A 25,979-nucleotide genomic window follows, 5' to 3' on the forward strand; every position below is an offset into this window, starting at 1 on the left:
GCTTGGGTGACGAAAGGGGTCGTTAGTGATTCACTTCCCGGGCAATGGCGCGGAAGGCGATGTCACGGCGGAACTCGGCACCTTCCCACTGGATGGCCTTGACCCCCTGATAGGCCTGCTGCTGAGCAGCCGACACGCTGTCGCCCAGCGCCGTGACACACAGCACGCGCCCTCCGGCCGTGGCGATCTCGCCTTCATCGGTCAGGGCAGTGCCGGCGTGGAACACCTTGCACTGGGCCTGCTCGGCATCGGCCAGACCGTGAATCACATCGCCTTTGCGATAGCTGCCGGGATAACCGCCCGCCGCCATGACCACGCCCACCGCCGCACGGCTGTCCCATTCACACTGCTTGCCTGCCAGCTCGCCTTTGGCACCTGCCAGACAAAGCTCCGCCAGATCCGACACCAGACGCATCATGATGGGCTGGGTTTCCGGGTCACCAAAGCGGCAGTTGTATTCGATCACTTTGGGTTGGCCTGCAGCGTCGATCATCAAACCGGCATACAAGAAGCCCGTGTACGCATTGCCCTCTTCGGCCATGCCTCGTACGGTAGGCAGGATCACCTGCTCCATGATGCGGGCATCCACCTCGGGCGTGACCACAGGTGCCGGTGAGTAAGCCCCCATGCCGCCGGTATTGGGACCGGTATCACCATCGTAGGCACGCTTGTGATCCTGGCTGGTGGCCATGGGGACGACATGCTCACCGTCGACCATGACAATGAAGCTGGCTTCTTCGCCATCCAGAAACTCTTCGATGACGACCCGCGCGCCAGCATCGCCAAAGGCGTTGGCTTCCAGCATATCGCGAATGGCGGCTTCGGCTTCGGCTTCGCTCATGGCCACGATCACGCCCTTGCCGGCGGCCAGACCATCGGCCTTGATGACGATGGGCGCGCCCATGCGGGCCAGGTACTCAAGCGCTGGCTCGACCGCCGTGAAGGTCTGGTAGTCGGCGGTGGGAATGGCGTGGCGGGCCAGGAAGTCCTTGGTGAAGGACTTGGAGCCTTCCAACTGGGCAGCCCCCTGGGTAGGGCCAAAGATGGTCAGGCCCGCTGCCTGAAATTGATCGACCACCCCTTCCACCAGCGGCGCTTCCGGGCCAACGACCGTCAGGGCGACCTGCTCTTGCTGAGCAAACGCCACCAGTGCCGGCAGGTCGGTTGCGGCAATGGCCACATTGCTCAGCTTGGGCTCCGTGGCCGTACCTGCATTACCAGGTGCCACGAACACCTGCTCAACCTGGGGGGATTGGGCAAGCTTCCAGGCAAGGGCATGTTCACGGCCACCGCCACCGATCATCAAAACTTTCATGGGTATCCTTCTCAAAACAGGAGAGCGTCGATGGGCGCATTATGCCATAACGTAGCCGCTAGCGGGGCGACAAGCGCTGGCTGCCGCCCAAGGCTGTTTTAAAGCTAAGGCTTGCCATCCGTTGGGTCGTCGTCTTCCTTGGTGGAAGGCTGGTTGAGCGTGTTCTGCCAAAAGCGCATATTCTCCTCGGCCAGTTCACGCATGAACTCCATGGGCGTATGCCGCATGGCCTGCTGCCACTGGCTCTGAAGGCGCTTCTGCTGCTCCAGCATCAGCTGGGTGCCCTGTTCCAGATAGCGCGCCAGAGGCAGTGGTGACGACATGTCATACACGCGAATCAACTGGGCCAGCAGGTCGTTGGAGAACACTTCCGCTTCACTATCGGCCTGCTCCTGTTCGATAATGATCGACAGTAGAATCGTGCGCGTGAGGTCTTCGCCACTTTTGGCATCTTCGACACGAAAAGGCTCTTCGTCGATGATCAGACGGCGCAAATCTTCCAGCGTCACGTAGCGGCTTTGTTGTGTGTCGTACAACCTGCGGTTGGCATATTTACGAATGACGCGCACAGCGTATCTCCTTAAACGCGATAAAGGCTTTTGTCGCCATGGCTGCTATTGTGCCTGCAACACATGCCCATGCAAGCCAGCTTAACGGATTAGTGCCGCGATGCGCGGCCTGCCCACGACTAATAGACGACCATCATGAATCTGATTTTGCTCGACCCCAGTGAGGTGAACGGCCAACGAGCCCGCCTGACCGACACCCGCCGCCTGACGCATCTGCGCGACGTACATCGCGCCCAGCCGGGGGACCAACTGAGCGTGGGCGTTCAGGGAGGCAACATGGGCAAGGCCGAGCTGATCGAGCTGAGCGACAGCGTTGCCACCTTCCACCTGGGCCCGCTGGAAACGCCTCCACCGCCCCCGCTACCGGTGCATCTGGTGCTGGCCTTGCCGCGCCCGCGCATGCTGGCCCGCACGCTGGAACATGTCACTGCGCTAGGCGTGAAACAGATTACCCTACTACACACCCAGCGGGTGGAGAAAAGCTACTGGCAATCGCCGGAGCTACGCCCAGAAAAGGTGCACCAGCATCTCCTGCTCGGGTTGGAGCAGGCACGCGACACGCAGCTCCCGCAGGTCACGCTGTGCAAGGGCTTTCGCCCTTTTCTGGAAGATCACCTGAACGGCGTACTACACGAGCGACGGGGGCTCGTTGCTCACCCCGGCATGCCCGACGCCTGCCCACGCGGCATCGATGAGCCCTGTGCGCTTTTCGTGGGGCCAGAGGGTGGTTTTATCGAATGGGAAGTCGAGCAACTGCTGGCAGCAGGATGCAAGGGCATGCACCTGGGCCCGCGCATCCTGAGAGTAGAAACCGCCGTGACGGCGCTGCTGGCACGGCTGTTCTGACTCACCCTATTGATCAGGTTTGATCATCTTCGGGGTCGTGGGGAACGTACTCGGCATTCTCCCCACACTCCGGTGTCTGCAGGAACGTTCTGCGCACATCCAGTAACCCAAGATGGCTGATCGTGCGACGCCCCAGCAGCAGCGGGTAAATCATCTCTTCGCGGTCGCGCAGGCTGAACTGCTCTTCATAGATGGTGTCGCCCATGCACACATCCATCAGCACCACGGGGCGTTCATCGCGCCCACCGGCGCCGCGCACGGCTTGCTCACGATACAGCGGACGTTCGATTTCGTCGCTAAAGGTCTCACCGCTGGCCTGATCCTCCAGCTTTAAGCGAAAGCGCACCCAGTCTTCGCCATCCTTCTCGAAAATCTCGATGTCACGGGCGTCCAACGACGAGGTCAGCGCACCGCTGTCCAGCTTGGCCTTGACGCCAATGCCCCAGGGCTCGATGAACACGTTCTCCACCCAGCCGAACACCTTGTCCTCAGCCTGTACGCTGGCACTCGCCATCAGCACACTCGCCAGAGCCGTCATGCCCATGGCCTTTCGCAATCTATTCACCATCGCAACGCATCCTTGATAGTTGGATTAAAGAGGTAGTTGGATTATGGAAGTCGCTCAAGCAGCGACTGAGTGGCAAAACCGTCGGGCACCAGTCCTTGATCACGCTGAAAAGCACGCACACCTGCCTGAGTGTTGGGACCCATGATGCCATCGGCGGTGCCCACCGAATAACCGGCGTTGTTCAACCGCTGTTGCAGCGTTCTGACATCGTCGCGCGTCAAAGGTGCCTCATGGGTGGGCCAGGATTGAGTAATGCCCTGACGTCCGGCAATGGCATCGGCCAGTGTCGCCACCGCCAACGCATAGCTGGTCGCATTGTTGTAGCGCAAAATGGCACGGAAGTTGGGGCCTACGATAAAGGCTGGGCCACTGGCACCCGCTGGTACGATGACGGCGGCGCTATCGAAGGCGGGCAAATCGCCGCTCACCGCCCGTACGCCCTGCGCGGCCCACTGGGCCGAGCTCAGACGCTCAGTTTGCGAGTAGTCGAACGTATCAGGCAGTACTACCTCAGCTCCCCAGGGCTGGCCTGCTTGCCAACCGGCGCGGGCCAGGTAGTTGGCCGTCGAGGCCATAACGTCGGGAATGCTGCCCCAGATGTCACGTCGTCCATCGTTGTCGCCGTCCACCGCATAGGCTTCGAAGCTGCTGGGGATGAATTGAGTATGCCCCATGGCCCCGGCCCAGGAGCCGCGCATCTCATCGGCGGCGATATCCCCCTGTTCGATGATACGCAGCGCGGCCAGAAGCTCTCCGCGGGCAAAGTCACGGCGACGGCCATCGTAGGCCAGGGTGGCGAGGGACTCCAGCGTCGAAAAGTCACCAAAGTTGCTGCCGTAATTACTCTCGACACCCCAGATGGCAACGATGATTTCGGCAGGCACCCCATAGCGCTGCTGCATCTGTTGAGCAGTATCGCGATGCTGAGCATACTTTTCACGACCATTGGCAATGCGCGTACTGGACACGGCGCTATCGAGGTATTGCCAGATGGGCCTGACGAACTCAGGCTGATGACGGTCCAGCTCGATCACGCGCTCGCGATAACGCACACCGTCCAGCGCTTTGGCCAGAGTGGCTTCACTGATCCCTTGATTGGCGGCGTAACGGCGGAAATCACTCAGCCACTGGTTGAAGCTGGCATACTGCACTTGCTCGGCGGCTCGCGCATCGACTTCGGTCATCAGTTGCGGGCTGGCTTGGGCAGATTGCCCCCCCAAAGCCAGCATCGTTGCCAGTATCAAGGCTGGCTTGAAGGTGGGCGCGAAAGCGGGTGATACCTGGGATTTCAATAACATGTCATCGTCTCATGGCTGTCCTTGGCGTGGCTGTGATAATGGCTCAGAAACGGGTCTGATGCCAGCCTCCAACCATGAGCCGCCACAGCACCACCAGGTGGGCAGCCCCCACGATACCGGTCAGCACACAGCGTAACCCTGTGTACCAGCGAGGAAATCCTTCACGGCCATCGCGGCTGACATCGTAAAGACCAATGAGCACAAAGCCTGCCAACAGCACCCATAGCCCCGTCACCACATCGAACATCAGCGCAGGCCAGGCAATCAGGCTAGGCACCATGGCCAGTACCAAGCGCCTACCGTTACCCAGCCGCGAGACCTGCAGCGCACTGCCCCAATGAACGCCACCCAGAAATGACAGAATCACCGCACTGTAGTAAGTAAACCCGTAAATCGCCGTGACCTGCCAGGCGGTAGGCGCCCACCATGCTGCGCCACTCGCCGCAATGAACGGGATCAGCCCAGCAAGGCCCAGCCCCCAGGCCAATCGGCGTTCACTCACAACGCTTCCTGCTTGCTTACTCATCCGTCTCCTCGAACTCTTCGGCAGCAATCAGCCAGCGGTGCCACTCACTTGGCATGACGCAGGGAGGATCGAACCTGGAAGGCGCCGCGCGCCAAGGCTGGTGCCGTTCGAGGCCAAAGGGCAAGGACTCGAGGGCGGGCAGCCAGTATGCGACATAGAGGCCTTTTGGGTCATAATGTCCTGCCTGCTTCAACACGTTGAAGTAGCGATCCTGCCGGGGATCTCGCCCTACTCCGGCGATATAGCGCCAATTACCCCAGTTACTGGCCACATCGTAATCGATCAGACAGTGCTCGAACCAGCCAGCGCCCAAACGCCAGTCCACGCCGAGATCCTTGACCAGGAAACTGGCCACGTTCTGGCGTGCGCGATTGGATATCCATCCGGTCCCTTTGAGCTCGATCATCGCCGCATCGATGAACGGGACCCCTGTCTTGCCATCGCGCCAACGGTTGAACGCCTCGTTAGGCACGGGGAGCTGCTCGCGGCCGAATAGCGCAGGGCCTTCCAGCTGCGCTGCACGGTGAAAGTAGTCACGCCACAATAGTTCGAACACGATCCAGTAGCTGGACTCGCAGCTACCATTGATGGCTTCCCAGGCCTTGACCTCACGGTGTACCTGGCGAGCCGAGAGACAGCCCTTGGCCAGCCAAGGCGAAAACCGCGTCGAAAAGTTGGCTCCCAACAAACCATTGCGGGTTTTCTTGTAGGACTCAGCGCCGTTCTGCCGCCACAGATAGTGCTGCAGCCGGTCTCGAGCTGCGGATTCACCGCCGACGAATACAAGCCCCTGACGCTTGTCTGGCTGCCAGGCCGCACTCTGCTGACATACATCCCTGAGCGGCGGGAAGCCACGGGGGGCGTCGTCTGGCCACCCGGGCAGCGTCACCGGCATACTGAGCGGCGCGGGGATCTCACAATGTTTCTCCACCTGACGACGAAACGCCGAAAAGCTGGCAGGCAGCTCCTCCAACGCAAACGGCAGCGCCGAGGCGTCAATCAGGTAGCCGCTATCGGAACGCACCAGCGAGCAGTGCTCAGGCAGCGTCTCGGCCACCTGACCAATGTGCGCCCGTTCTTCGCAGCCCGAGTGTTCGGCGACCAGCACTTGCCGGGCTTTGAGGCGCGTGGCCATGGCCACTACCTCTTCGGCAGGGTGACCAATACGTACCAGCAGATCGCTGCCTAATTGCAGCAGCTCGCCACGCAGTTCCATCAGGCTTTGCCATAAGAAGCGCAGGCGCGCCGGGCCAAGGCGGCAAGTCTCCTCGCCTGCCATATTGGAACGTAACCACGCCCGGTCCAGTACGTAAAGGCAAACCAGTTGATCAGGGGCGGATGTGAAATGTAGTAGAGGGTTGTCCGCTACACGGAGGTTATCCTGTAGCCAGACAATATCAGTCGTGCTGTTCATGCTCGTGCCTCCTCGGCGTGCTGTGCTGTCTGGCTTCGCGTCGGCAGCGTTCGCTGCAAAAACGCACTTCCTCTCAACAGCGCGCCCATTTTTTCCGCCAAGTAAATGGGCGCTGGCATTGAACGCAGTCTTTTTCCGGTAGGTCTTGTTTTCGTCTCATCTGTCCATCTCGCTGCGCGTAAAGCACCGCGCCACGCTTTCATACATGGACACTATATCTTATACAGTACATATATTGTATATAAATTAACAGGCATTTAGTGGCACTGCGCACTTTGGTTAAACAGCAGCGCCTTATTAACTCCGCATAAAAAAAGCCACCCGAAGGTGGCTTTTGGTTAACTCGTTGATTAATGGTCAGTCGGGATCTGTAGGCCGAGGTTGACGCTTGGCATTTTCATGGGTCTCCAATCCGCTCTTCAATTCATGGGTGAGCGGATCATAATTGGGCCTGAGTTCATCCTTCACCGTACCGCTCCACAGTCGAGAGCCGACGAAGTAACCCGCCCTGCCAATCACATGGGCGGCAATAGGTGCGGTGATCAAGATGAATACGATGATCGCGAATGCCCGCGCCACGACCCCCACTTCGGCAAAGTGCATGGCTGCCGCCAGCATGATCAGGATCACCCCCAGTGCAGCAGCCTTGGTGGTGGCATGCATACGGGTCAACAAGTCAGGCAGGCGCAGCAAACCGATGGAAGCCAGCAGCATGAAGCTGGCGCCGGTCAACACCAGCGTTCCTTTGACAAAATCAATCATCACGCGGTCCCCCACGTTCCAGAAAGCGAGCGAATCCTATGGCGGCCAAGAAGCCCATCAGCGCGATGACGATGGCGGCATCCAGAAAGCTCGATACACCTGACTGAATGGCGTACACCCCCACCAGCCCCACTACCGTGGTGGAAAACAGCTCCAGCGCCACCACTCGGTCCGGCAAGCTGGGGCCTCGCACCACGCGCACAAAGGTCAATATCAGGGCGCAGCCCATCAAGACCTGGCTAATCAAAATCACGGTATCCATCAGCGAAATAACTCCAGGGCTCGGTGCTCCATCTCTTTGAGGCTGCGTCTCAGCTCATCTTCATCGTCCAGGAACATGGCATGGATATAGAGCACTCGGCGATCATCGGAGACGTCCAGACTCAAGGTACCCGGCGTCAGCGAAATCAGGTTGGCCACCATGGTGATCTCCATTTCCGTGCGTGCCGCCAGCGGCAGTGCAATGACGCCTGGCTGCATGTGCCAGGGTGGCGTCAGGATGTCGAACGCGACACGTAGATTGGCCTGCACCAGTTCCTTCATGAAGAAACCGATGAAGCCGATGATGCGCGGCACTCGTAAAGGGTATCCCTTCAGCGCCTCGACCTGAGGCTCGATCAATACCAGCGCAATATAACCAAACACCATGCCTACCAGCAGGTTCAAGCCCGAGAAATCACCGCTCAACAGTACCCAGGCCAGGCCGAGTAACAAGTTCCAAATTGCACCGGTCATGGAGCTTCCTCCTGAACGTCACTCGCCTGATCCACGCCCGCATCTGCCGCTTCCAGCAGTGCATCGATGACATTCGCTGACTCGCCGAGCACGGCTTCAATGTAGCCTGCCGGGTTCATCAATTGATCGCCAATCTGATTCATGACCTGCATGATGGGCTCGGCGAAAACACCCACCAGCAGCGACATCATGGCCAATACGATCACCGGCAGATACATCATCCACAGGCTCGGTTTGAGCATACGGCCATCATCGCCTGTGGGCGTTTGGGTTGCAGGCACCTTGTTCTCTTCCGGCAAGGCTTTCCAGAACACTTCGTTCCAGATCTTGACCATGGAGTAGAGGGTCATCAAGCCCACGGCCAAAGCAATCCCGGTGGCTACATAGGCGCCCGCTTCCAGGCCTGCTCGCACCAGTACGAACTTGGCGAAGAAACCGGACAGCGGCGGTATGCCTGCCAACGAGAAAGCCGAAATGAAGAACGCGACGGCAAGCCAGGGGCGCTCGCGATAAAGCCCGCCCATCTTCTTGAGCTGATAGGTACCCTGCAAGCGGTGCGTGATACCACTGATCAGGAACAGGTTCGTTTTCACGATGATGTTGTGCATGATCGCAAACACGCCACCGGCGATGGCCAGCGGGGTATAGAGCGCCAGACCAAGAATCATGTAGCCAATCTGGCTGACGATGTGAAACGAGAGAATACGGCGGAATTCATACTGCGCCGCCGCCCCCAGCACGCCGGTCACCATGGTCAAGACGGCCCCCCACAACATGATGTCCTGGAGATAGCCCATGGTCTGATCGAAGATCAGCGTGAAGACGCGGAACAGCGAGTACACCCCGACCTTCGTCAGCAGCCCGGCAAACAGCGCCGATACCGCCACGGGCGGCGTGTGATAGGACGCGGGCAGCCAGAAAAACAGCGGAAACGCGGCTGCCTTGATGCCAAAGGCCACCATGAACATCACGGCCAGCACTTCCACCATGCCACTGTGTTCGGCTTCGTCCATGCGCAGGGCGATATCGGCCATGTTCAGCGAACCGACCGTGCCATACAGCAGACCGACGGCGGTCAGAAAGATCACCGATGCCAACAGATTCAGCGTCACATACTTGATGGCTCCTTCCATCTGGGCACGCTCGCCACCCAGAATCAGCAGCGCAAACGATGCCACCAGCATCACCTCGAACCACACGTAGAGGTTGAACATGTCGCCGGTCAGGAAGGCTCCGGCCACACCGGCCAGCAGCAGGTGCATCAGCGGGTAGTAGCCGAATTTTTCATGGCCACGCCCGGTGGTGGCCAATGAGTAAATACCCATGGCCAGACCGATGATGCCGGTCAGCAGGATCATCACGGCACTGAGCATGTCCGCCACCAGCGTAATGCCGAATGGCGCGGGCCAGTTGCCCATCTGCATGGTGATATAGCCGTCGTTCAGTACCGCGACAAACAGCCAGAGACTGACCGCCAGCAGCGCAACATTACCGGCAACGGCCACAAAACGCTGCATGGGCCGCGACCGCCAGAACAGCAGCGATATTGCCCCCGAAAGCAGAGGCAACAAAACGGGAAGTGCGACTTCAGGCCTCACGTGTCGGTATCCTTCATCTTGTCCAAATCATCCGCCTTGACGATTTCATAGGCGCGGCGAATCAGTACGACGGCAAACGCCAGCACGCCAAACGCGATGACGATGGCGGTCAGCACCACTGCCTGGGGCAGCGGGTCAGCCACGGGCCCCAATGGCTGCAGCATGCCCTCGGGAATCAGAGGGGGTGCGCCACGGGTCATGCCTGCGGTGGTAAAAATCAACAAGTTGGCGCCGTTGGAAAGCAGCAGCAAACCGATCACCAGCTTGACGATCGAACGTCGTAGCATCATGAATACGGCAGTGGCGTACAGCAAACCAATCGCCAGGGCCATTAACGGTTCCATGGGGAGCCTCCTGTGTTATCCGGGGTATGCAGCTCAAGGCTCATCCTTGTCCACCTCCATCAACGCCATGACCATGCCCATGACGGAACCCAACACCGCCAGATAGACGCCCACGTCGAAGATCAGCGGCGTAGAGGCCTTGAACTCGATACCGGGAATCGTCCACCACTGTGCGGTCAAGAAGGGCTCACCCATGAACCAGGCGGGCACCACCGAGATCATGCCCAACAGCAGCCCCGCCCCGACCAGGTCGCGGGGGTCGACCATGCGCAGCACTTCTCGGGTGGCGCTGGCACCAAAGGCGAACAGGTAAAGCGCAAACGCCCCCGCCGCCACCAGCCCGGCGATGAAGCCGCCGCCGGGCTCGTCATGGCCACGCAGCAACAGAAAAATAGAGAACATCAGTTGCAGCGGCATCAAAAAGCGTGCCGCCGTATTGAGAATGATCGTACCTGACTTAACCATCGTAGGGCTCCTTGACGCTGCTCTTCTCCGCCTCTACTGATTTGCCCTGGGGGCCATCGTGACGCAGTTTCAACATGGCAATGACACCAATGGCGGCCAGCGCCAGCACGAACATTTCGCCCAGCGTATCCAGGGCACGGTAGTCCACCAGAATCACGTTGACGATGTTGCGCCCATGAGCCAGCGGTGCGCTGTTCTCGACCATGTACGTGGAAATGGTTTCGAACTGGTCGATGCTCCATGCCGTCATGATCAACAGGAAGATCATGACCCCCATGGCAGCTGCCACGGCACCGTCACGCACGCGCTCGAGGCTGGTCGAGAGGTTGGAGTAACGCGGCAAGCGAAACAGCACCAGCACCAGCAGAATGACCGTCATGGTCTCTACCAGCAGCTGGGTGATGCCGAGATCGGGGGCACTGAACAGAATGAAGATCAGCGCAATCGAGAAGCCCATGATGCCAACCGACACCACGGCTCCCAGGCGCGAGCGCGAGATGGTGGCAAAAATTGCCCCCATGGCCATGGTACCGACCACGATGATTTCATGGAAACGCACGTCCAGCGTCAGCGCCAGCTGGGGCGAGTGGCGCAGCAGAATCGAATTACCGATCAGGCCGATCAACACCACCAGCATCACCAGAATGTAATTACGCATGTAGCCATTCTGCAGAATGTGGGTCTGCCACTCGGAGAAGCGTACGACGCCATTCATGAAGCCTTCATAGCCTGCTTCCGGCCCATAGCGCATGACCGGTGCCAATCGCGCCAAATGACTGCGCACATCGTCCCAACGCTTGAACAGCAAAAAGCCCAGCGCCATGCTCACCAGCGACATGATTAGCGCCACGTTGATACCGTGCCACAGCGACAGGGTAACCGTCAGCGCATCGCCCACTACCGAAGTGGCCGCTGCGGTCAGCAGTGCATCCACCCCCAGCAGCGCGGGCGCCAGCCCCAGCAGTAGCGAGCCACCGGCCAACAGAGCTGGCCCCACCAGCATGCTCAACGGCGCTTCATGGGCGACCTTGGGGGTGGCATGCTGCGCGCCAAAGAAAGGGCGCAGCGCAATGATGGCCGCCACGGCAATGGTCAGAATGGCCGAGAAGAACGCAAACAGCACCAGCATCAGACGCACGCTGTCGGCGCCCAGGGCAGCCTCCAGCATCAGCTCCTTGCCAATGAAACCGAACAGCGGCGGCACCCCGGCCAGCGACAGCGCGGCCACGAAGGCAATCGTCGCCGTCACGGGCATGGCTCGCCGTAAGCCCCCCATGGCCGTGACATCCTTGGTACCCGTTTCATGGTCCAGAATACCCGCCACCATGAAGAGCGCACCTTTGTACATGGAGTGCGCCAGCAGGAAGGTGACGAACGCCGTCATGGCATAGTCGGAGCCAATGCCCAGCAGCATGGTCAAGGTGCCCAGCGCCATGATCGTCGAGTAGGCCAGCAGCTTCTTGATATTGGTGTGGTGGATCGCCAGGAAGGCGCCCGTCAGCATGGTGGTCGCACCCACCACCGAGAGAATACCCACCCACATGCCGGTACCGCCCAGCTCGGGCTGCAGGCGCGCCAGCAGGTAGATACCCGCCTTGACCATGGTGGCCGAGTGCAGGTAAGCCGATACGGGCGTTGGCGCCGCCATGGCGTTCGGCAGCCAGAAATGAAACGGAAACTGCGCCGACTTGGTGAACGCACCGAGCAGCAGGCAGATCAACATGGGCGTATAGAGCGCATGCTCGCGCAGGTTGTCGTCGGACTGCAGAATCTCGCTCAGCGACCAGCTGCCGCTGGCCACACCCAGCAGGACCAGTCCCGCCATCAGCGCCAGCCCACCGGCCACGGTCACGAACAAGCCCTGGCGAGCCGACTTTCTGGCCTCGATATCGTTATGGTTGAAGCCGATCAACAGATACGAGGTGATACTGGTCAGTTCCCAGAACACGAACAGGGTCAACAGGCCATCGGCCATGACCAGCCCCATCATGGAGGCCATGAAGGCCACCAGCGCCAGATGGAAGCGGGCAATATCCGGATGGCCTTTCAAGTACCCGCCAGCATAGATCAGTACGCAAGTACCGATGACGGAAATCAGCAGGCCAAACAGTAGCGACAGGCCATCCAGCAAAAAGCTCAGGCTGATCCCCAGCGACGGCACCCACGCCCACTCCAGCAGCTGCGGCCCTTCACTCAGCACCACCGGGGCCTGGCCAATCAGCCACGCGGCCATCAGCGCTGGAAATAGCGCCAGCACCAAGCTGGTTCGTTCCCTACACCAGAGGTTGAGCAGCGGTGACGACGCTGCCAGCACGAAGCCTATTAAAACGGCAAATTGCATCCGGCGTTCTCTCCCTAAAATAAGCGCAAACTATTCCCGTGAGCGGCGCATGGTACGACATGTGCCGCTTAAACGTTGAATAAATGTGATTTTATATGCACAAACCTTATACCAGCCCTTCGAAAAACTCCAGCCACCTCGCTGGCATAAAAAAGCCGCTCGGCCAGTGGCCAAAGCGGCGTCAGCGCGAGCAGAAATCTTACTGAGCGGGCACGGGCAACCAGCCCAACAGCTCATTGTTGACCACGGCCAACAGGGCATCGATATGATCATCGCGATCATTCAGGCAAGGAATATAGCTGAACGTCTCGCCACCGGCCTCCATGAAACTGTCGTGAATCTCCTCCTTGATCTCTTCGAGGGTTTCCACACAGTCGGAGGAGAAGGCAGGTGACAGAATGGCAATGTGCTTGTGGCCCTGCCTGGCCAGCTCGGCCACATGGTCTACGGTTTGCGGGCCTACCCACTTTTCCGGGCCAAACTGTGACTGGAAGGCGGTATCGACCTCCTCCTTGCTCAACCCCAGACGCTCACGTAGCAGGCGCGTGGTTTTCTGGCACTGGCAGTGGTAAGGGTCGCCTTCCATCAGATAGCGTTCCGGCACACCGTGGTAGCTGGCCACGAGCTTGGTGGGGCGACTTTCAAAGCCGTCGTACGCCTCTTGCACCGAGTTGGCCAGCGCCTGGATGTAAGCCGGGTGTTCAAAGTAGGCCGGCACCGTGCGCAGGTAGGGCTGCCACTTCATCTTCATCAACGTGCGAAACGCCTGATCGTTGGCGGTAGCCGTGGTGGGCGAGCCGTACTGCGGGTAGAGCGGGAAGAACACGATGCGCTCGCAGCCCTTCTCTTTCATGCGATTCAGCACGCTTTCCGTGGAAGGGTTGCCATAGCGCATGCAGAAATCGACCTCGACACTGTCGCCATACAGCGCTTTCAGCCGGGCGGTCATCTTTTCCGTTTGTGCACGGGTAATGGTCAGCAGCGGGCTCTCGTCTTTTTCGGTGTTCCAGATGCTTTTGTAGGCATGGCCCGACGTAAAGGGGCGCTTGGTCAGAATGATGAGCTGCAGCAGCGGTTGCCATTTCCAACCCGCATAGTCCACGACCCGCTTATCCGACAGGAATTCGTTGAGATAGCGCCGCATGGACCAGTAGTCAGTCGCATTGGGCGTCCCCAGATTGGCCAGCACCACGCCCACCTTGGCGGGGGCAACCGGAGGATGACTGCTTGGCGCGTGGGCCAAGCGCCCTTCACCGGGTTGATCCTTTACAACGCTGTCGGCCATCTCACTTACTCCTGGGGGCTGTCGATCATTCACAATGGTCTAAATCTTATCACTTTTCAGCAAAGACGCGGAATAAAGTTATACTATCAGCATAATTTGTATAACTACAGGCGAACTCATGTCCAAGCCTTTGCTACTCATTCTGGGTGACCAGCTTTCCCTGACCCTGCCTACCCTTCGCCAGGCCCCTGAAGGCGCGGTGGTGGCGCTCTGTGAGGTCGCTGAAGAAGCACGCTACGTCCCTCACCATATACACAAGATCGGCCTGTTCCTGGCCGCCATGCGACATTTTGCCCAACAGCTGCGCGACAAGGGCTTCAACGTGCATTACAGCCGCATGGACGATGCGGATAACACCCAATCATTGATCGATGAAGCCGAGCGGCTGACAAGACAGTACCAGTGCGATGAAATTCGTGTGACGCGCCCCGGCGAGTGGCGGCTGTGGAACGCCATGCAGCAGCGTCAGGCCGCCTCACTGCCCTGGAAAATCCTGGAAGACGACCGCTTCTTCACCACCCCAGACGACTTTGCCCAATGGGCCAAGGGGCGTAAGCAAATCCGCCTCGAATACTTCTACCGGGAACAGCGTAAACGTACCGGGCTACTGATGGAAGGCGACGCCCCCATGGGCGGACAGTGGAATTTCGACCACGATAACCGAGAACCCGTCCAGCCTGGGCTGAGCTTCCCTGAACTCCCCGCGCACGGGCAGGATGAAACCACTCAGGAAGCGCTGGCCAATGCCGCCGAGTGGTTCCCCGAGCACATGGGCGAGATCGAGACCTTCAATTTGCCGGTCACCCGACGTCAAGCACTGGTGGACCTGAAGCACTTCATCACCCACGGGCTGGCCGACTTTGGCCGCTATCAGGATGCCATCAGCGACCAGTCACCCTACCTGTACCACTCGCGCCTCTCTGCTGCCATGAACATTGGCCTGCTCACGCCCTTCGAAGTATGCGAAGAAGCGGCTGCGCAATATCAGGCAGGCAAGGCACCGATCAACGCCGTGGAAGGGTTCATACGGCAGATTCTCGGGTGGCGTGAGTACGTGCGCGGCCTCTACTGGACGCGCATGCCGGATTACAAACGAGAGAACCAGCTGGGTTTTCAGCGCGACTTGCCCGCCTTCTACTGGGATGCGAAGACCGACATGCGCTGCCTGCAACGCGCCATCCAGATGACCATCGACCACAGCTACGCGCATCATATTCAGCGCCTGATGGTCACGGGCAACTTCGCCCTGCTCTGCGGGGTCAAGCCAGAGGCGCTGTGCGACTGGTACCTGGCCGTTTACGCCGACGCCTGCGAGTGGGTCGAGCTACCCAACACCTTGGGTATGGTGCTGCACGCGGACGGCGGCTTGATGGGCTCCAAGCCCTACTGCGCTTCCGGCAAATACATCGACAAGATGTCCGACCACTGCCAGCACTGTCGCTACTCCCCCAAGCTGGTCACCGGCCCCAAGGCCTGCCCGCTCAACAGTCTCTACTGGCATTTTCTGGAGACCCATGCCGAACAGCTCAATCGGAATCCACGCATGAAGCTGATCTACGGCTCGCTGGCACGCATGAAAGAGGAAAAACGCGACGCCATGCGTCAGCAAGCAGAACAGTTCCTGGCATCGCTCCCCACTGCCGCCGATTACGGGCAAGCCGTTCACACCCAAGGGTACACCCACGAGGAGCGCTCCTCATGAGCCGTTTCGCCACGCTGCATGCCGAACCACCGGTCACGCTCTACCACGATGGACACTGCCCCTTTTGTCGCGTCGAAGTGGCCTGGCTGGCCAAACACCGACACCAGCAGCGCATTCGTCTAGTCGATATTCAGCACGAGGATTTCGACCCCGGCGCATTGGGGCTCAGCTTCGAAGCCATGATGGGGCAATTGCATCTTCAGGATCAGCAGGGAAATTGGTATGTCGGGATGGATGCCAGCCGGGCCCTGTATGCCGTGTTGGGCTACAGGCGGCTGGTAAGACTGTCTTGCTTGCCTGGCCTGCGCGCCGTCATGGATGCAGGCTATCGGTTCTTTGCCCGTCGCCGAATTCGGCTGGGCCAATGGTGGGAAAAATGCGGGTCACGCTCGCGCAATCAGTGATACCTGGGCGTCAGAATACCAGCGGCATACGCGAGGTCAGCGGCGCGCTGTAGTGGGCGTCGCGACCAATGACTTCATCCTGAGGCACGTGCTGAACGAGGTAAGCCCGGTGGATACCGGCCCGCTTGAGTTCGAGGTACACATCATCCAGCGCTCGAAACAGCATAGGCTTGCCACGCTGGGTCAGCATATGACGCTCACCCTCGACGTCTTCGAGCTCGACCTGATAGAAACGGCTGCCCGAATGCGTGATTACCCGGATTTCAAAATTGTCATGACGTTCGACGAACTGTTTAAGCTCTTTAAGTTCCATGGTTCCCTCCTGTTATTGGTCATCGCCATGGAGCACAGCATGCCTTTGCCCCATGACAATAGTATTACCTTGGCACTATCCCCCTAAGAGGGCAATAACAGAAAAGAGTTCCTGACCGAAACGTCAAGATGTGTGTCGTATTACTGATATTCCGAGGGGTCGATGGCCTTGCCAAGCGAGTTGCGATCGATCCAGTTGCCCCCTTTGGTTTCCTTGTAACGGAACACGACCTTGTCGCCAATGGTGACAGGTAATTCCGCATCTTCTGTCTGGTAGCTGTACTGCTCCCCTTCCACTACCAAGTGGTAGCGGTAGAGATCGGGCATGCCCAACCACTCTTTGAAGGGACCTTCACGCTCTAACGACTGGAGCTCACCCCGACCTTCCAGCTTGGGAAGCCGCTTACGGTTACCGCGCCTAAAACCACCTGCCATGCGTTACTCCTGTCTATCTACCAATGCGATTGACCCACGCTTCTCATCCCGCCCTTCCAGTGAGGGTTACCCAGACGACTCAGCCAACGGGGAGCGCATTATACGTGCTCCCCCCTCAGCCTCAAGTCAATCGCCGAAGGCTTCACCGTAACTATCCGGCGCCAAGTCTTCGAAGCGCGTGTATTTGCCTATGAAGGCCATGTGTACCGTCCCGATGGGACCATTACGCTGCTTACCAATGATCAACTCGGCCAGACCCTGGTTGTCCGGGTTATCGCGGTTATACACTTCGTCGCGATACACGAAGGCAATGACGTCTGCGTCCTGCTCGATCGCGCCCGATTCGCGAAGGTCCGACATGACTGGACGCTTGTTGGGACGCTGCTCCAGCGAGCGGTTCAGCTGGGAAAGCGCCACCACCGGACACTGGAACTCCTTGGCCAGGCCTTTCAGCGAACGCGAAATTTCCGAGATCTCGCCCGTGCGGTTTTCGTTAAAGCCAGGAATCTGCATCAACTGCAGATAGTCGATCATGATCAAGGCGATATTGCCGTGCTCACGCACCACCCGACGCAGCCGTGAGCGCATCTCATTGGGTGACAAGGCTGCCGTATCATCGATGAACAGCTGCTTGTCTTTCAGCAGGTTCACCGCCGAGGTCAGCCGCGGCCAATCTTCGTCTTCCAACTGACCCGAACGCACGCGGGTCTGATCGATACGCCCCAATGACGAGAGCACACGCAGCATCAGCGATTCGGCGGGCATCTCCATGGAAAACACCATCACCGGCTTGTCACTGGAAATGACCGCATGCTCGACCAGGTTCATGGCGAAGGTGGTCTTGCCCATCGAGGGCCGCCCGGCAATGATGACCAGATCGGAAGGCTGCAGGCCCGAGGTCATCTCATCCAGATCACGAAAGCCGGTGGAAAGGCCGGTCATTTCCCCTTTCAGGTTGAACAGCTCATCGATCCGATCCACGGCCTTGGTGAGCAGATCACTCATGCCAATGGGGCCACCGGTCTTGGGCCGCTCTTCGGCAATCTGGAACACCAGCCGCTCGGCCTCGTTGAGCAGCTCGTCGGCGGGCCTGCCCTGAGGCGAAAAAGCCCCTTCAGCAATCTGGTTGGCCGCCCGAATGAGCTTACGCAGCGTGGCACGCTCACGGACGATATCGGCATAGGCGCGTATGTTGCTGGCCGAAGGCGTGTTGCGCGCCAGCTCGGCCAGGAAACTCAGTCCGCCCACCGTATCCAGCTGGTCACGGGCTTCCAGCGCCTCGGAAAGGGTCACGACGTCCAGCGGTTGGCCCGATTCGGCCAGATGTGTCATCACATTGAACACCAGCCGGTGTTCATAGCGGTAAAAATCGTCGGCCACCAGACGCTCGGAGACGTTGTCCCACGCCTGGTTGTCCAGCATGAGCCCGCCTAACACCGACTGCTCCGCTTCCAATGAATGCGGTGGCAGTTTTAACGCTGCCGTTTCCTGATCAGCAGAAGGCTGGTCCTGCATTGCGAGCTCCTTAACAATTACCCGATAGCCAACGGCGCTTATCTTAGCCGTGCGGCTCGGATAACACCACTGGCCCCCACGTAAAGGGAGGGCTTTATAAGCCTGCTGTGTCGCCCCTTGCCAAAAGAGCCCCAGGGCCTAAAAAGACAAAGTACCTATAAAGACAAAGTACCTAAAAAGACAAAGGGCGCGGGAGAACCCGCGCCCTTTGAGGCGTCAGCGTTGGCGAGTATGATTACTCGGCGACAACGACCACGCGTACAACGGCGTCCACTTCTGCATGCAGGTGGAGGTCGATGTCGTATTCGCCAGTTTGACGAATCGGGCCTTGCGGCATGCGTACTTCGCTCTTGGCGACGTCGATTCCCGCAGAGGAGATCGCGTCGGCCAGGTCACGAGGACCGATAGAGCCGAACAGCTTGCCTTCGTCGCCTGCCTTGGACACCAACGACAGTTCGATGTCGTTGAGTTGCTCGGCACGCGCCTGGGCTTCTGCCTTACGCTCAGCGGCTTGCGCTTCGAGCTCGGCACGCTGCGCTTCGAACGCTTCGATGTTGTCCTTGGTGGCCGGTACGGCTAAGCCGTAAGGCACCAGGTAGTTACGACCATAACCAGGCTTGACAGTGACCTTGTCACCCAGGCCGCCCAGCTTACCAATCTTGTCGAGCAGAATGACTTCCATCTCGTAAACCTCTTGTCAGTTGCTGCGGGCAAGGCGTGCGCGAACGTTCGCAAATGTATCGATCAGCCCCAACAGCAGCACAATGAGAATCGTGGGCCAGGTCGTGATCAGCAGCACATAAAATGCCACCAGCCACAGCCCGTTCATCCCCTTTATTCCAATAAAACCATGCACCAACGCAATACCGGCAATCAGCAGCGGAACCCAACACAGCATCGCCAGTGCCTGCGCACCAAGCGCCATGCCTGCCACTCCCAGCACCACCAGAACGACAAGCTCACGGGGGGTCAGGCGCAACGCATGAAACTCTTCGCGAAAGCCACCGGGGTTGTACAGCCCGGCTTGCCAGCTGCGGGCCAGCGCCAGGCAGATAATGGCGGCCAGCAACACGACCAAGCCCGTCACACCACCGATGACCATGGCAGCCAAGGCCGTCGTGTCGACGCCCTGGTTGGCAAACTCGGTGAGCATACGGTCGATCTCGGTAGAGCTCTCCCGCAGCTGCTCCAGCATGAGCTGGGTACCCCCCGGCGGGCTGAAGATGCCCAGCTGAACCATGACGGCGGCAGCCAATGTGCCCACAATCAAGGCTTCGCTCCAGCGCATCCGCTCGCGCAGGATGACGGACATCAGCGTGACCAGCAGAACGCTGGCCAGTGGTATCACATCACCTTGTGCCCACCAGAAACCGGCAGGCAGAGCAGCGGCGATGATGACCGGCAGCGCAGGAGCGAACCCCTTGCGCAAGGTCACCAGCGCGGCAATGGCGGCGCCTAGCCAAAACAGCCAGGGCACCAGCGATGCCAGGGCCGCCCCGCCTACGGCATAGGGCGTTCCGCGCATCAGCCATCTTGCCAGTGCCAGCATCACGTTAAACGCTTACTGATGGCTATCGGAGTAGGGCAGCAGTGCCAGGTAGCGTGAACGCTTGATAGCGGTCGCCAGCTGACGCTGATAGCGTGCTTTGGTGCCGGTGATACGGCTCGGAACGATCTTGCCGGTTTCCGTGATGTAAGCCTTCAGCGTGTCGAGATCTTTGTAGTCGATCTGCTTGACGCCTTCAGCAGTGAAGCGGCAAAACTTGCGGCGACGGAAAAAACGTGCCATGGACTAGCTCCTTAAAACGTGCAGTGGATAGAATCAGGCAGTTTCTTCAGCTTCAGCGCGCGGCTTTTCTTCGCGACGCGGACGCTTTTCTTCTGCCGGCTTCATCATCGGAGAAGCTTCGGTAACGGCTTCCTTGCAGCGCACAACCAGGCTGCGGATGATGGCGTCGTTGAAGCGGAAGATGTTCTCGATTTCTTCGAGAGTCTCGCCGGTGCACTCAACGTTCATCAGCACGTAGTGGGCTTTGTGGATCTTGTTGATCGGGTAAGCCAGGTGACGACGGCCCCAATCTTCCAGACGATGCACAGTACCGCCGCTTTCGGTGACGATGCTGGTGTAGCGCTCGACCATTGCCGGTACTTGCTCGCTCTGATCCGGGTGGACCATGAACACGATTTCATAATGACGCATGGAATCTCCTTGCGGTTTGGCAGCTTCCTGAGTGTGCCGGAGCATATGCTCTGACAGCGACTGGGAAGCAAGGAGTTGACTGAAATGCCCTTGGCAAGCCACGTATGGCTGAAAAGAACATCAAGCAGATAAAACCAGTGTCGTAGAGGGGTTACCAATACGAACGCCCGCTTATGTATAAACGGGCGCAAGCATTCTAGTGGGACGGAGGCTAACTTGCAAGCTGCCGCTGACGCACCGCTTCAAACAGACAGATTCCGGCAGCCACCGAGACATTCAGGCTAGATACCTGCCCCGCCATGGGCAGCTTGGCCAGATGATCACACGCTTCCCGCGTCAACCGGCGCAACCCCTTGCCTTCGGCACCCATCACCAGCGCGGTCGGGCCGGTGAAGTCGATATCGAATACGCTGGCCTGTGCCTCACCGGCGGTGCCGGTGATCCACACGCCCTCTTCCTTGAGCCTGGCCAGCGTGCGCGCCAGATTGGTGACCTGATAGACCGGCACCACCTCTGCGGCACCACAGGCGACTTTTCTGACCGTGGCGTTGAGCGGCGCCGCCTTGTCCTTGGCTACGATCACTCCATGGGCACCCGAGGCATCGGCACTGCGCAGGCACGCGCCAAAGTTATGCACGTCGGTGACGCCATCCAGCACCAGCAGCAAGGGAGGCGTATCCGACGGCCAGGCGCGGAGCTTGAGCCACAAGGACTCCTCTCCTTCTGCCATCAAGGGTGCGCAGAAGGCAACCACCCCCTGATGCGCCGCCCCTTGGGTCAACTGGTCGAGCACGTCACGCGGCTGCTCCTTGACCGCCGCACCGCTGGCTCGGGCATCGGCCACCAGCGTTTGCAAACGCTGACCTGCGCCCTGCTGCACCCACAGCTCCTTGGGCGACTCGCCCCGTGCCAGCAGGCTCTCCAGGGCATGCACTCCATAGACGTGATCCAGGCCATCAGGCGTACGGACAGGAGTGCGCGTAGCCGGGCGCGGGCTACGTCGAGACGACGCCGATTTCATGCTCAACCCTTTTTCGAAGATGGTTTACGCGACCCGCTGCGCGTACGGCGCGGGCCACGACGGGCGGGCTGCTCACCGGCAGCCGCCTTTGCTCCTGCTCCAGCGCCTTTTTCACCAGAGCTTTCACTACGACGCTTGCGCGGCTGACGCTGCGGGCGCGGCTTGTCATCGGCAAGACCAAAGTCGATCTTGCGATCATCCATGTCCACCCGCGCCACTTGCACGGTCAGGCCATCGCCCAGGCGATAGGTGGTGCCGGTGCGCTCACCCTTGAGACGATGCTTCTCGGCTTCGTAGTGGTAGTAGTCGGAAGGCAGTGACGTGACGTGCACCAGCCCTTCCACAAAGAAGTCATCGAGACGCACGAAGAGCCCGAACTGGGTCACCGAGGCGATGGTGCCCTCAAAGGTTTCGCCCAGCTTGTCCGACATGAACTCGCACTTGAGCCAGCTCTCCACGTCACGGGTGGCTTCATCGGCCCGCCGCTCGGTCATGGAGCAGTGTTCGCCCAGCTCCAGCATCTGCTCGAAGGTGTAGGGGCACCACTTGCTCGGCGGATCCACCGGCGCACCCTCTACCCGCACCACGGTAGCGGTCTGGCGCGGCCCGCGAATCACCGAGCGAATGGCCCGGTGCACCAGCAGGTCAGGATAACGCCGAATGGGCGACGTGAAATGGGCGTAGGCCTGGTAAGCAAGGCCGAAGTGCCCCTCGTTCTGCGGCGAATAGACCGCCTGATTCATCGAGCGCAGCATCACGGTCTGGATGATGTCGGCATCCGGGCGGTCGGCAATCGCTTCCCGCAGTGCCTGGTAATCCTGAGGCGTCGGCTCGTCGCCGCCGCCCACCGAAAGCCCCAGCTCACTCAGGAACAGGCGCAGCTTGTCGAGCCGCTCAGGCGTTGGACGCTCGTGGATACGATACAGCGCCGGCAGGTCGTGCTTGTCGAGGAAACGCGCCGTCGCCACGTTGGCGGCCAGCATGCACTCCTCGATCAGCTTGTGGGCATCATTACGGCTGCGCGGCACGATCTTCTCGATCTTGCGCTCTTCATTGAAGATGATCGCCGTTTCCGTGGTATCGAAGTCGATCGCCCCACGCTCTTCCCGGGCAGCGCGCAGCAGGCCGTACAGCTCATGCAGGTTCTTGAGCGGCTTGACCAGCTCGGCGTGCTCCCGACGCAGCGCCTCCCCTTCTTCACTATCGCCGTCCAGCATGGCCGCCACCTTGTTATAGGTGAGTCGGGCATGGGAATTCATCACGGCTTCATAGAAGGAGTAGCGGCTGATGGCACCGGTCTTGGAAATGTTCATTTCGCACACCATCACCAGCCGGTCGACGTGCGGATTCAATGAACAAAGACCGTTGGAAAGCAGCTCGGGCAGCATGGGCACCACTTGCCCCGGGAAGTAGACCGAGTTGCCGCGGGTGCGCGCTTCGTCATCCAGCGCGGTACCAGGGCGCACATAATGAGAAACGTCGGCAATCGCGACGACCAGCTTCCAGCTACCGGACTTGGTCTTCCAGGCACACACCGCATCGTCGAAATCCTTGGCGGACTCGTCGTCGATGGTCACCAGCGGCAAATCGCGCAGATCGACGCGGTGCTGCTTGTCGGCTTCCAGCACTTCAGCGGAGATTTCGCTGATCTGGTCCTGCACCTCCGGCGGGAACTCGGCAGGAATGTCGTAGCTGCGGATGGCGATATCGATCTCCATGCCGGGGTCCATACGCTCCCCCAACACTTCGATCACTTCACCCACCGGCTGAACCCGAGTGGCGGGCTGCTGGACGATCCTGGCAGAGATCACCTGACCATCCTTGGCACCACCACTAACGGTGTGCGGGATGATCACTTCCTGGGTAATCCGCGGGTTTTCGGGAATGAGAATCCCGAATTCCGGCGTATTGCTGCGGTATACGCCCACCATGGTCTCGGTATTGCGGGCAATCACTTCGGCAATCGTGGCTTCGTCGCGGCCGCGACGGTCTCGCCCACTGACGCGTACCAGCACATGGTCTCCGTGGAAGACGCGACGCATCTGACGGGGCGGCAGCAGCAGGTCCGGCTTCTTGCCGTCATCACGCAGCACGAAGCCAAATCCATCCCGATGGCCCAGCACCTTGCCCTTGATCAGGTCGAGCTTGTCGATCAGGGCATAGGCGCCTCGGCGGTCGCGCAGCACCTGGCCGTCGCGCTCCATGGCCGCCATACGCCGACGCACCGCTTCCAGATGGTCTTCATCTTCGATGCCCAGCATGCGGCTCATGTTTTCATGGGTAATCGGCTTGCCATAGCTTTCCAGGGCAGCCAACAGGTATTCACGGCTAGGAGCCGGGTTATCGTAATTCTTCGCCTCGCGCTCGGCGTGCGGATCATCACTCAACGTCCAGTACTTCATGCGATCAACATCCTTGATAACGGTTGCGGGAGGCGAACAAAAAGCGCAAGCAGCGTGCACTGCGGGCGAAAGGCATGTGCGCCTCGAAGGGCGTCGTGTTCAACTAACGATGAGTTGAAATAAGTCATGTTTTGTTTGGTCATGGGCGCAGTATAGCGCCGCCCGTTCAATCACCCAACCACTTGGCGCTGCAAACCCCGGTTTTTTACATTAAAAAATCACCCAGGGGCTTGCATTTAGCCATAGTCTCGGTATCATACGCGCCACTTGCCCAGATGGCGGAATTGGTAGACGCGCTAGCTTCAGGTGCTAGTGACCGTATGGTCGTGGAGGTTCAAGTCCTCTTCTGGGCACCAACTGTTTCATGTTATCCCCTTTCATGAATCAGCACGGTGCGGCGGCAAGTAAAGCAGTGAAAGAAAGGCAGTACGTTTGTGTTCGCCCAGGTGGCGGAATTGGTAGACGCGCTAGCTTCAGGTGCTAGTGACCGTATGGTCGTGGAGGTTCAAGTCCTCTCCTGGGCACCATGCGAACACTGACGTAATGGCCGAATGTATTGTGAAAGCAGTACCGCAGTGAAAGAGTCGATACGCCCAGGTGGCGGAATTGGTAGACGCGCTAGCTTCAGGTGCTAGTGTCCGTACGGACGTGGAGGTTCAAGTCCTCTCCTGGGCACCATTGATGCCCCGTATCGCTCCTGCTTTCGTATTAGCCCCTCTGATGCATTTCTATCTGTTTGCTGTCCCTCATTAGTCGCCCTGTTTTGGCGCACTCTCATCTGTATGCTTCTATTCTCTGATACCCTTTTGCTCTGATACTTTTTCTTCCCCACTATTTCTCTTCTGCCTGCCTTCTCTTCTGCCTGTCTATTTCATGTATATCGAGCCCATGCCGTTCGAGCATTGCCGTATCTGCGCTCAAGCGGCAGGCCAGGGCAACGCCTTGGCCTGCCAGCATGCAGCGTATCGTACTACTGGAACCGGCCTGGGCGACGAGATACCTCCTCCAGCGCCCACCCCTGGGTGCGAAGCTCGCCTTCCAGCACGGCTTCAAGCTGGGGTGAGAGATTCGGGAAAAAATTCAGCCCGGTGCGGGCTTCGATCTCATCGATGGTCACCAAGTAGTCGTTTAGTGGCTCATTGCCCTGCACGTCCTGGGGCATGATGAAGGCCAGCGCCAAGGGCGCCTCATCATGGGGTGCCACGATGATCTTGTAAAAGGCTTCGGGTATTTCCACCCACCCCACGCGGTTGAAGACGTTATCCATGAAGCGCTCGGGGTAGACCGGCCCGGTAATCACCTGCAAGCGCTCGAAACGCGGCGCAAAGTGATCCATGACGGAGGCTTCGAGCCGCTGCCAGAGCTGGCGATTCAGATTCGGCCGCTGGGGCAGCATGTTGCTCATCAAGAACGTGTCCACCTGCGCGCTGCGCCCATGCACGGCAGCAATGGCGTAGTTGGGCGCCAGATGACCTCTGTCGTAGCCACTGCCGGAATAGCTATCGGTACTCACCGGCCACAGCATGCGCCAGTCTGGCTGGAAATTGGGCCTGGGCCCAATGCGCATATCCTCAGGCACGGCCTCTACCTGGTAGCTGACCCACAAGGCCCCCACCCGTACATCCGACCACCCCACTAAAAAGCCATCGTTACGCAGTACACGGTGCAGGCTGGTAGGGTGCAATGTTTCCCAGGTGGGTACGCCCATCCAGGTATAAGCCTGCTGGTGCTGGCGCCCCTGATACTCCCACAAGCCCGTACCGACCAGCACGAACAGCACGGCAATGCCCAGGCGTCGCCCTTGACGACGCCAGCGCAAAAGTGATTTAGCCAACGGAGGACTCCCCTGCTATCTTTCAAGACGCCTTATCAGAGGGTGTTTTCAAACTACTGCGCTTGGCCATGCGGCGTTGAAATCAACC

General features: G+C 59.3%; 28 protein-coding genes and 3 tRNA genes. 6 read left to right on the plus strand and 25 right to left on the minus strand.

Translation table 11 applies throughout. From position 1 onward, the window contains the following. Positions 1-22: 22 nt before the first annotated feature. Both purD and phaR read right to left on the minus strand, forming a co-directional pair. Positions 23-1,315, minus strand: coding sequence for a phosphoribosylamine--glycine ligase (gene purD, locus IE061_RS05870; RefSeq protein ID WP_193461232.1), 1,293 nt, complete (start codon positions 1,313-1,315; stop codon positions 23-25). Positions 1,316-1,419: 104 nt separating this feature from the next. Then, positions 1,420-1,884, minus strand: coding sequence for a polyhydroxyalkanoate synthesis repressor PhaR (phaR, locus tag IE061_RS05875; protein ID WP_016916575.1), 465 nt, complete (start codon positions 1,882-1,884; stop codon positions 1,420-1,422). A gap of 135 nt (positions 1,885-2,019) precedes the next feature. On the opposite strand from phaR, the gene IE061_RS05880 reads away from it, so the two are divergent. Then, complete coding sequence (locus tag IE061_RS05880) at positions 2,020-2,730, plus strand: 16S rRNA (uracil(1498)-N(3))-methyltransferase (RefSeq protein ID WP_193461233.1); 711 nt, start codon at positions 2,020-2,022, stop codon at positions 2,728-2,730. A gap of 13 nt (positions 2,731-2,743) precedes the next feature. Here IE061_RS05880 and rloA3 read toward each other — a convergent pair whose 3' ends face one another. From rloA3 to hemH, 13 genes are all read right to left on the minus strand, one after another. Further along, entirely contained in the window at positions 2,744-3,274 is a 531-nt protein-coding gene (gene rloA3, locus IE061_RS05885) for a retropepsin-like aspartic peptidase RloA3 (RefSeq protein WP_193461283.1), read from the minus strand. 65 nt (positions 3,275-3,339) lie between these two features. Continuing rightward, positions 3,340-4,596 carry a lytic murein transglycosylase gene (locus IE061_RS05890; RefSeq protein WP_016916572.1) on the minus strand — a complete coding sequence of 419 codons (1,257 nt, stop codon included), beginning with the start codon at positions 4,594-4,596 and terminating at the stop codon, positions 3,340-3,342. 43 nt (positions 4,597-4,639) lie between these two features. Next, positions 4,640-5,098, minus strand: a complete 459-nt coding sequence (locus IE061_RS05895; protein ID WP_081192222.1) for a DUF3429 domain-containing protein — start codon at positions 5,096-5,098, stop codon at positions 4,640-4,642. Between the two features lie 16 nt (positions 5,099-5,114). Beyond that, complete coding sequence (locus IE061_RS05900) at positions 5,115-6,536, minus strand: DASH family cryptochrome (RefSeq protein ID WP_016916570.1); 1,422 nt, start codon at positions 6,534-6,536, stop codon at positions 5,115-5,117. A 73-nt stretch (positions 6,537-6,609) separates the two neighbouring features. Beyond that, on the minus strand, positions 6,610-6,696 hold the full coding sequence (locus IE061_RS05905; protein ID WP_081192809.1) for a DUF2256 domain-containing protein: 87 nt from the start codon (positions 6,694-6,696) through the stop codon (positions 6,610-6,612). 197 nt (positions 6,697-6,893) lie between these two features. After that, positions 6,894-7,298 (minus strand): monovalent cation/H(+) antiporter subunit G, encoded by a 405-nt coding sequence (gene mnhG, locus IE061_RS05910; protein WP_016916569.1) that lies wholly within the window; start codon positions 7,296-7,298, stop codon positions 6,894-6,896. Then, a complete protein-coding gene (locus IE061_RS05915; RefSeq protein WP_039182034.1) occupies positions 7,291-7,560 on the minus strand; it encodes a monovalent cation/H+ antiporter complex subunit F in 270 nt (89 codons plus the stop codon). The genes mnhG and IE061_RS05915 overlap by 8 nt, the downstream gene beginning before the upstream one ends. Then, a complete protein-coding gene (locus IE061_RS05920) occupies positions 7,560-8,033 on the minus strand; it encodes a Na+/H+ antiporter subunit E (protein WP_039182030.1) in 474 nt (157 codons plus the stop codon). The genes IE061_RS05915 and IE061_RS05920 overlap by 1 nt, the downstream gene beginning before the upstream one ends. After that, positions 8,030-9,631 (minus strand): Na+/H+ antiporter subunit D, encoded by a 1,602-nt coding sequence (locus IE061_RS05925; protein ID WP_193461234.1) that lies wholly within the window; start codon positions 9,629-9,631, stop codon positions 8,030-8,032. The genes IE061_RS05920 and IE061_RS05925 overlap by 4 nt, the downstream gene beginning before the upstream one ends. Then, positions 9,628-9,975, minus strand: a complete 348-nt coding sequence (locus IE061_RS05930; protein WP_039182023.1) for a Na+/H+ antiporter subunit C — start codon at positions 9,973-9,975, stop codon at positions 9,628-9,630. The genes IE061_RS05925 and IE061_RS05930 overlap by 4 nt, the downstream gene beginning before the upstream one ends. A gap of 33 nt (positions 9,976-10,008) precedes the next feature. Further along, complete coding sequence (locus IE061_RS05935; protein WP_016916564.1) at positions 10,009-10,440, minus strand: Na+/H+ antiporter subunit B; 432 nt, start codon at positions 10,438-10,440, stop codon at positions 10,009-10,011. After that, positions 10,433-12,781, minus strand: coding sequence for a putative monovalent cation/H+ antiporter subunit A (locus IE061_RS05940; protein ID WP_193461235.1), 2,349 nt, complete (start codon positions 12,779-12,781; stop codon positions 10,433-10,435). The genes IE061_RS05935 and IE061_RS05940 overlap by 8 nt, the downstream gene beginning before the upstream one ends. A gap of 199 nt (positions 12,782-12,980) precedes the next feature. Continuing rightward, positions 12,981-14,066: a ferrochelatase gene (gene hemH / locus IE061_RS05945; protein WP_193461236.1), complete on the minus strand. Its 1,086-nt coding sequence runs from the start codon at positions 14,064-14,066 to the stop codon at positions 12,981-12,983. A 118-nt stretch (positions 14,067-14,184) separates the two neighbouring features. Here hemH and IE061_RS05950 point away from each other — a divergent pair, with 118 nt between their 5' ends. Beyond that, entirely contained in the window at positions 14,185-15,768 is a 1,584-nt protein-coding gene (locus IE061_RS05950; RefSeq protein ID WP_193461237.1) for a cryptochrome/photolyase family protein, read from the plus strand. After that, positions 15,765-16,172 carry a thiol-disulfide oxidoreductase DCC family protein gene (locus IE061_RS05955; protein ID WP_039182008.1) on the plus strand — a complete coding sequence of 136 codons (408 nt, stop codon included), beginning with the start codon at positions 15,765-15,767 and terminating at the stop codon, positions 16,170-16,172. The genes IE061_RS05950 and IE061_RS05955 overlap by 4 nt, the downstream gene beginning before the upstream one ends. Before the next feature lie 10 nt (positions 16,173-16,182). On the opposite strand, the gene IE061_RS05960 is transcribed toward IE061_RS05955, so the two are convergent. The 9 genes from IE061_RS05960 to rnr form a co-directional block, all read right to left on the minus strand. Then, positions 16,183-16,485 carry a DUF6482 family protein gene (locus IE061_RS05960; RefSeq protein ID WP_039182006.1) on the minus strand — a complete coding sequence of 101 codons (303 nt, stop codon included), beginning with the start codon at positions 16,483-16,485 and terminating at the stop codon, positions 16,183-16,185. 140 nt (positions 16,486-16,625) lie between these two features. Next, positions 16,626-16,919, minus strand: coding sequence for a hypothetical protein (locus IE061_RS05965; protein ID WP_039182003.1), 294 nt, complete (start codon positions 16,917-16,919; stop codon positions 16,626-16,628). 126 nt (positions 16,920-17,045) lie between these two features. Beyond that, complete coding sequence (gene dnaB / locus IE061_RS05970; protein ID WP_039182000.1) at positions 17,046-18,434, minus strand: replicative DNA helicase; 1,389 nt, start codon at positions 18,432-18,434, stop codon at positions 17,046-17,048. Positions 18,435-18,669: 235 nt separating this feature from the next. Beyond that, positions 18,670-19,116: a 50S ribosomal protein L9 gene (gene rplI / locus IE061_RS05975; protein WP_016916556.1), complete on the minus strand. Its 447-nt coding sequence runs from the start codon at positions 19,114-19,116 to the stop codon at positions 18,670-18,672. A gap of 15 nt (positions 19,117-19,131) precedes the next feature. Continuing rightward, the gene (locus IE061_RS05980) at positions 19,132-19,983 is read right to left on the minus strand and encodes a hypothetical protein (RefSeq protein WP_096921231.1); all 852 of its coding nucleotides are present in this window, start codon (positions 19,981-19,983) and stop codon (positions 19,132-19,134) included. Between the two features lie 12 nt (positions 19,984-19,995). Next, the gene (rpsR, locus tag IE061_RS05985) at positions 19,996-20,223 is read right to left on the minus strand and encodes a 30S ribosomal protein S18 (protein WP_009097135.1); all 228 of its coding nucleotides are present in this window, start codon (positions 20,221-20,223) and stop codon (positions 19,996-19,998) included. A gap of 33 nt (positions 20,224-20,256) precedes the next feature. Continuing rightward, complete coding sequence (gene rpsF, locus IE061_RS05990) at positions 20,257-20,634, minus strand: 30S ribosomal protein S6 (protein WP_016916554.1); 378 nt, start codon at positions 20,632-20,634, stop codon at positions 20,257-20,259. A gap of 211 nt (positions 20,635-20,845) precedes the next feature. Beyond that, the gene (rlmB, locus tag IE061_RS05995; RefSeq protein ID WP_096921232.1) at positions 20,846-21,655 is read right to left on the minus strand and encodes a 23S rRNA (guanosine(2251)-2'-O)-methyltransferase RlmB; all 810 of its coding nucleotides are present in this window, start codon (positions 21,653-21,655) and stop codon (positions 20,846-20,848) included. A gap of 2 nt (positions 21,656-21,657) precedes the next feature. Continuing rightward, the gene (rnr, locus tag IE061_RS06000) at positions 21,658-24,057 is read right to left on the minus strand and encodes a ribonuclease R (protein WP_193461238.1); all 2,400 of its coding nucleotides are present in this window, start codon (positions 24,055-24,057) and stop codon (positions 21,658-21,660) included. Positions 24,058-24,326: 269 nt separating this feature from the next. Between rnr and IE061_RS06005 the strand changes: the two genes are divergently transcribed. The 3 genes from IE061_RS06005 (at position 24,327) to IE061_RS06015 (ending at position 24,735) form a co-directional block, all read left to right on the plus strand. After that, positions 24,327-24,413 (plus strand) — tRNA-Leu (locus IE061_RS06005). A gap of 84 nt (positions 24,414-24,497) precedes the next feature. After that, a tRNA-Leu gene (locus IE061_RS06010) sits at positions 24,498-24,584 on the plus strand. 64 nt (positions 24,585-24,648) lie between these two features. Further along, positions 24,649-24,735: transfer RNA gene (locus IE061_RS06015), tRNA-Leu, on the plus strand. Between the two features lie 292 nt (positions 24,736-25,027). On the opposite strand, the gene IE061_RS06020 is transcribed toward IE061_RS06015, so the two are convergent. After that, positions 25,028-25,891, minus strand: coding sequence for a DNA/RNA non-specific endonuclease (locus IE061_RS06020; RefSeq protein WP_230478394.1), 864 nt, complete (start codon positions 25,889-25,891; stop codon positions 25,028-25,030). Positions 25,892-25,979: the final 88 nt, after the last annotated feature.

The organism is Vreelandella hamiltonii, from assembly GCF_014651795.1.
In the GTDB taxonomy this organism is placed as follows: Bacteria; Pseudomonadota; Gammaproteobacteria; order Pseudomonadales; family Halomonadaceae; genus Vreelandella; species Vreelandella hamiltonii.

Coding starts and splice junctions, on each gene's coding strand:
- IE061_RS05880 (WP_193461233.1), top strand. CDS start 2,020: ATGAATCTGATTTTGCTCGACCCCAGTGAGGTGAACGGCCAACGAGCC.
- rplI (WP_016916556.1), bottom strand. CDS start 19,116: ATGGAAGTCATTCTGCTCGACAAGATTGGTAAGCTGGGCGGCCTGGGT.
- rpsR (WP_009097135.1), bottom strand. CDS start 20,223: ATGGCACGTTTTTTCCGTCGCCGCAAGTTTTGCCGCTTCACTGCTGAA.
- IE061_RS05905 (WP_081192809.1), bottom strand. CDS start 6,696: ATGAGACGAAAACAAGACCTACCGGAAAAAGACTGCGTTCAATGCCAG.
- dnaB (WP_039182000.1), bottom strand. CDS start 18,434: ATGCAGGACCAGCCTTCTGCTGATCAGGAAACGGCAGCGTTAAAACTG.
- IE061_RS05930 (WP_039182023.1), bottom strand. CDS start 9,975: ATGGAACCGTTAATGGCCCTGGCGATTGGTTTGCTGTACGCCACTGCC.
- IE061_RS05890 (WP_016916572.1), bottom strand. CDS start 4,596: ATGTTATTGAAATCCCAGGTATCACCCGCTTTCGCGCCCACCTTCAAG.
- IE061_RS05920 (WP_039182030.1), bottom strand. CDS start 8,033: ATGACCGGTGCAATTTGGAACTTGTTACTCGGCCTGGCCTGGGTACTG.
- rpsF (WP_016916554.1), bottom strand. CDS start 20,634: ATGCGTCATTATGAAATCGTGTTCATGGTCCACCCGGATCAGAGCGAG.
- rnr (WP_193461238.1), bottom strand. CDS start 24,057: ATGAAGTACTGGACGTTGAGTGATGATCCGCACGCCGAGCGCGAGGCG.
- rlmB (WP_096921232.1), bottom strand. CDS start 21,655: ATGAAATCGGCGTCGTCTCGACGTAGCCCGCGCCCGGCTACGCGCACT.
- IE061_RS05965 (WP_039182003.1), bottom strand. CDS start 16,919: ATGGCAGGTGGTTTTAGGCGCGGTAACCGTAAGCGGCTTCCCAAGCTG.
- IE061_RS05960 (WP_039182006.1), bottom strand. CDS start 16,485: ATGGAACTTAAAGAGCTTAAACAGTTCGTCGAACGTCATGACAATTTT.
- IE061_RS05950 (WP_193461237.1), top strand. CDS start 14,185: ATGTCCAAGCCTTTGCTACTCATTCTGGGTGACCAGCTTTCCCTGACC.
- hemH (WP_193461236.1), bottom strand. CDS start 14,066: ATGGCCGACAGCGTTGTAAAGGATCAACCCGGTGAAGGGCGCTTGGCC.
- purD (WP_193461232.1), bottom strand. CDS start 1,315: ATGAAAGTTTTGATGATCGGTGGCGGTGGCCGTGAACATGCCCTTGCC.
- IE061_RS05915 (WP_039182034.1), bottom strand. CDS start 7,560: ATGGATACCGTGATTTTGATTAGCCAGGTCTTGATGGGCTGCGCCCTG.
- mnhG (WP_016916569.1), bottom strand. CDS start 7,298: ATGATTGATTTTGTCAAAGGAACGCTGGTGTTGACCGGCGCCAGCTTC.
- IE061_RS05935 (WP_016916564.1), bottom strand. CDS start 10,440: ATGGTTAAGTCAGGTACGATCATTCTCAATACGGCGGCACGCTTTTTG.
- IE061_RS05980 (WP_096921231.1), bottom strand. CDS start 19,983: ATGCTGGCACTGGCAAGATGGCTGATGCGCGGAACGCCCTATGCCGTA.
- IE061_RS05900 (WP_016916570.1), bottom strand. CDS start 6,536: ATGAACAGCACGACTGATATTGTCTGGCTACAGGATAACCTCCGTGTA.
- rloA3 (WP_193461283.1), bottom strand. CDS start 3,274: ATGGGCATGACGGCTCTGGCGAGTGTGCTGATGGCGAGTGCCAGCGTA.
- IE061_RS05940 (WP_193461235.1), bottom strand. CDS start 12,781: ATGCAATTTGCCGTTTTAATAGGCTTCGTGCTGGCAGCGTCGTCACCG.
- IE061_RS05955 (WP_039182008.1), top strand. CDS start 15,765: ATGAGCCGTTTCGCCACGCTGCATGCCGAACCACCGGTCACGCTCTAC.